The organism is Streptomyces sp. NPDC058964 (assembly GCF_042741275.1).
GTDB lineage: Bacteria > Actinomycetota > Actinomycetes > Streptomycetales > Streptomycetaceae > Streptomyces.
Genome location: NZ_JBHYKH010000064.1, coordinates 9,921 through 13,269 on the forward strand (window position 1 = coordinate 9,921; position 3,349 = coordinate 13,269).

The 3,349-nt window shown below is 73.1% G+C and carries 3 protein-coding genes and 1 pseudogene; 2 read left to right on the plus strand and 2 right to left on the minus strand.

The features are described 5' to 3' along the window. Positions 1–306 (plus strand): annotated as a pseudogene (locus tag ACFW2E_RS11340) (hypothetical protein); the annotation flags it as partial. 20 nt (positions 307–326) lie between these two features. On the opposite strand, the gene ACFW2E_RS11345 reads toward ACFW2E_RS11340, so the two are convergent. Further along, positions 327–1,658, minus strand: a complete 1,332-nt coding sequence (locus tag ACFW2E_RS11345) for a PH domain-containing protein (protein ID WP_384464884.1) — start codon at positions 1,656–1,658, stop codon at positions 327–329. Further along, on the minus strand, positions 1,655–2,158 hold the full coding sequence (locus ACFW2E_RS11350; protein WP_384464886.1) for a PH domain-containing protein: 504 nt from the start codon (positions 2,156–2,158) through the stop codon (positions 1,655–1,657). The genes ACFW2E_RS11345 and ACFW2E_RS11350 overlap by 4 nt, the downstream gene beginning before the upstream one ends. A gap of 31 nt (positions 2,159–2,189) precedes the next feature. Between ACFW2E_RS11350 and ACFW2E_RS11355 the strand changes: the two genes are divergently transcribed. Beyond that, positions 2,190–3,349, plus strand: a 1,160-nt coding sequence (locus tag ACFW2E_RS11355; protein ID WP_384464889.1) for an NADH-quinone oxidoreductase subunit D, incomplete at its 3' end; no start/stop codon positions are given.

Below are 3,349 nucleotides of genomic sequence, written 5' to 3' on the forward strand. Positions count from 1 at the left end.
GTGCCGACCGCGGTGGCGGTCCTGCCGGCCGCGCCGATGCCGCGCCCGCTGGTCACCGGCGGGTTCGACTTCTTCGGGACCCAGAAGGGTTCGGCGGCCGGTGCGCTGGACGCCGTGCAGAACGAGGACCTCGCGGACGTGGTCGGCCCGGAGGCGCTCGCCGTGCACAAGGCCGAGGCCGAGGCGGCGTACAAGCCCGCCGACGAGGAGTCGCGCGGTGTCGGTGTCGGCCAGGTCATCGACCTGACGGCCCACGACGAGACGGAGCAGATCGACATCCAGGGGCTGCGCAGCGCCGCTTCGTGAACCGGAGCGCCACGGGCCCCTCAGGCCATCCACCTGTCCGGCGGGGCGTCCCTGCGCCCCGTACGTGACCGTTCCGCCTGCCCCCGAAGCAGCTCCGCCGCTTCCCGAGCGTCCCGCAGCCGGGCCGTCACGGTCTTACCGGCCCCCGTGTCCACATGGACGTCCGCGAGCCGCCACAGACGCTCCCAGGGGCCCTGGGTGAGCCGTACGCTCTGGACCTTGGCGTGCGGGACCAGGGCGAGCCTCCGGCGGAACAGGCCGTGCCGCGCCGCGAAAACGGTGTCCAGGACCGTGATGCCGTGCCCGCGCCACCACAGCGGCAGGCACCACCGGGCCCGCCGCGGCGGCCGCGCCGGAGACCCGGGCGGCGGCAGGGTCACCCCGGGCAGCACACGCGCGACGACCGACTCGGCCACCGCGCGGGGTGCCACCGGCACCAGGACCGAGTTCGAGGACCCGGCCACGTCCAGTTCCACCCGCACCCAGCCCCGCCGCCGCCACAGCAGCGGCTCCACGATCCGCACGGTCTGCACCCGGCCCGGCGGCACCGTCTCGTGCGTGCGGTCCAGCAGGCCGTGGTCGATGCGCAGCCCGTCCGGTGACTCGCCCACCGTCCAGTCGAACTCGGCGACGAACCGTCCCGCGCTGCGCGCGCCCGCCGCGCCGAGCAGCGGCACTCCGGTGGCGAGGACCGTCACCACGCGGTGGGTGGCCAGCCACAGCACCGGCGGTACGACGAGCGCGGCGAGCAGGGAGCCCCAGGTGGCGCCCGTCAGCACCAGCGAGACCGCGAGCTCGCGCCCGGGCAGGCGCATCAGCTCGCGCGCCGGTGCCTCACCGACCTCGCGGGCCGTCTCGGGCGCGAAACCGGCCGCACGCGCGAGCAGTTCCGCGCGCAGCGCGCGGGCCTCGTCCTCGCCCAGAAAGGCCAGTTCGTCCTTCTTGTCCGCCCCGACCACGTCGATCCTGAGCTTCGCGACACCCGCCACGCGCGCGAGCAGCGGCCGGGTCACGTCGACGGCCTGGATGCGCTCCAGCCGGATGTGCGCGGTGCGCCGGAACAACAGACCCGTACGGATGCGCAGTTCGCTGTCGGTCACTGCGAAGTACGTGAACCACCAGGACAGGAACCCGTAGAGCGAGGCGGCCGGGACCAGGACGGCGAGCCCGGCCAGGAGCATGGTCGTGGTCAGCCTGGTCAGCTGCGCCTGCGCCTGGTCCGGGTCGTGCGCCGCCCAGCCGGCGATGACCGCGACGGGAGCCCAGGCGCGCCGGAACGGCGTTATGGGGTGCAGCCGCCGTTCGGTCACGGCGGGCCCCCGCACGCCGTCCTCGATGCCCGGGGCCGTCACAGGCCCGCCGATCGGGCCTCGCCCAGCTCGGTGAGCCGGTCGCGCAGCCGCTCCGCCTCGGCCGGATCGAGGCCGGGGATGGTCGCGTCGGTGGCCGCGGCAGCGGTGTGCAGCTGCACGCCGGCCAGCCCGAAGTGCCGCTCGACCGGACCGGACCTGACCTCCACGAGCTGCATCCGCCCGTACGGCACGACGGTCTCCTCGTGCCACAGGACACCACGGCTGATCAGCAGGTCGTCGGCCCGCTCGGCGTACCGCCAGGAGCGCCAGTTGCGGCCGAGGAGCACCCAGCCCCACGCCATCAGGGCCAGCGGCAGCAGCGCGAGGCCGGACCAGGCCGGCCCGGCGAACGCGCCCAGCAGCAGCCCGACGGCCAGGGTCACCGGCCCCAGCCACACCACCAGCAACAGCCGTCTCATGCGCAGCAGGCCGGGCGGCAGCCCGGTCCAGTCCGGCTCGGTCCCCGTGGTCTGCGCACCTTGCGGGCTCCCCGTCTCCATGCGGCCAGCCTACGTAGGGGAGACTGTGTCCATGACTCCTACGACGGAGACCACGGTCGGGATCGGCGGCGCGGCGGAGAGCACCGACATGGTGCTGAACATCGGCCCGCAGCACCCCTCGACGCACGGTGTGCTGCGGCTGCGGCTCGTGCTGGACGGCGAGCGCATCCTCCACGCGGAGCCGGTGATCGGCTATATGCACCGGGGCGCGGAGAAGCTCTTCGAGGCCCGCGACTACCGGCAGATCATCATGCTCGCCAACCGCCACGACTGGCTGTCGGCGTTCTCGAACGAGCTGGGCGTGGTGCTCGCCGTGGAGCGGATGCTCGGCATGGAGGTGCCCGGGCGCGCGGTGTGGACGCGCACGCTGCTCGCCGAGCTGAACCGGGTGCTGAACCACCTGATGTTCCTGGGGTCGTACCCCCTGGAGCTGGGCGGCATCACCCCGGTCTTCTACGCGTTCCGGGAGCGTGAGGTCCTCCAGAACGTCATGGAGGAGGTCTCCGGCGGGCGCATGCACTACATGTTCAACCGCGTCGGCGGCCTGAAGGAGGACCTGCCGGCCGGATGGGCCGCACGCGCGCGTGCGGCCGTCGCCGCCGTGCGCTCGCGCATGGACGTCTTCGACGACCTGGTGCTCGGCAACGAGATCTTCCGCGGGCGTACCCGGGACGTCGGGGCGCTCACGCCGGCGACCGTCCACGCGTACGGCGTGAGCGGGCCCATCGCGCGCGCCTCGGGCGTCGACTTCGACCTGCGGCGCGACGAGCCGTACCTCGCCTACGGGGAGCTGCAGGACGTCCTGAAGGTGGTGACCCGGACCGAGGGCGACTGCCTCGCCCGCTTCGAGTGCCTCCTGGAGCAGACCCACAACGCCCTGGACCTGGCCGACGCCTGCCTCGACCGGCTCGCCGAACTGCCGCCGGGGCCGATCAACCAGCGGCTCCCGAAGGTCCTCAAGGCGCCCGAGGGCCACACCTACGCCTGGACCGAGAACCCGCTCGGCATCAACGGCTACTACCTGGTCAGCAAGGGCGAGAAGACTCCGTACCGGCTGAAGCTGCGCTCGGCCTCGTACAACAACATCCAGGCCCTGACCGAGCTGCTGCCGGGCACGCTGGTCGCCGACATGGTGGCGATCCTGGGGTCGCGGGTAGTAGTGGGGGGGGGCCAACACCAAAAAGACAGAGA

Excerpts from the sequence above, each read along its gene's own strand:
- ACFW2E_RS11350 (WP_384464886.1), bottom strand. The coding sequence starts at position 2,158 with ATGGAGACGGGGAGCCCGCAAGGTGCGCAGACCACGGGGACCGAGCCG.